Origin of the sequence: Collinsella tanakaei (assembly GCF_016900375.1) — a bacterium.
Classification (GTDB): Bacteria; Actinomycetota; Coriobacteriia; order Coriobacteriales; family Coriobacteriaceae; genus Collinsella.
In genome coordinates, this window is sequence record NZ_JACJKB010000049.1 from 1 (window position 1) to 995 (window position 995).

The 995-nt window shown below is 72.7% G+C and carries 1 protein-coding gene; it reads left to right on the plus strand.

What is annotated here, in order from left to right:
• Positions 1-101: 101 nt before the first annotated feature.
• Positions 102-932, plus strand: coding sequence for an IS110 family transposase (locus tag H6A16_RS10545; protein WP_239458347.1), 831 nt, complete (start codon positions 102-104; stop codon positions 930-932).
• Positions 933-995 lie beyond the last annotated feature (63 nt).

Below are 995 nucleotides of genomic sequence, written 5' to 3' on the forward strand. Positions count from 1 at the left end.
GCTGGGCAAGTCAGGAAGATAGCGGCGTGCCCGCGCCGAAACCCGAAAACCTTTCGTGGCGAAACCCGAAAGAAAGGCGCGCTCTTTTCCGAAAGCAAAGCTTGACTAAACACAGCGACGCGGAGTTCCTCGCGCGCCTGCTCGCCACGCGCAACGTCGTGGAGGTGTGGGTGCCCGACGGGCGCACCGAGGCCGCCCGCGACCTGTCGCGCGCGCTCGCCGACGCCCGCGACGACCTGCAGCGCGCCAAGCAGCGCATGTCGAAGTTCCTGCTTCGCCACGGCCACGTGTTCGACGAGGCGACCCCGACGGGGAGGCGCAGGGGCAACTGGACGCGCGCGTACTGGAGGTGGGCCGACGCGATCTCCTTCGACGAGCCCGACGACGAGGCGGCCTACGAGCACTACCGCGACTGCGTGCGGCGCTGCCAGGAGGCCCGCGACGCGCTGGCCAGGAGGGTCGCGGAGTCCGCCGGGCGCCCCGAGTGGAAGCCGGTCTGCGACGCGCTCAGGCTCGTGAAGGGCATCGACGTCGCCACCGCCTTCCTGCTCGCCTGCGAGGCCGGCGACTTCTCGAGGTTCCGCACGGCGCCCGAGTTCGCCTCGTGGTGCGGGCTGGTCCCTTCGGAGCGGTCGAGCGGCGAGACGTCGTCGAGGGGAGGGATCACCCGCGCCGGCAACGCCCACGTGCGCTCCGCGCTCGTCGAGGCCGCCTGGCACGTGCCGATGTCGTCGCGCGCCCCGAAGCCGCTCGCGCCCGGGCAGCAGGCCTCACCGGCGGTCAGGCGCCACGCGGCGAAGTGCAACCGCAGGCTCCAGGACCGCAGGGAGGCGATGGAGGCGGCCGGCAAGAGGCCGGTGGTCGCCAACTGCGCCACGGCTCGCGAGATGGCGTGCTGGGTCTGGGCGATAGCGGGGATGGCGACCGCGTAGCGCGGCCCCTCCCGCCCGAAAGCAGGGTCCGACCCCGGGCCCGCCGCCGTTCGAGGCCGTTGG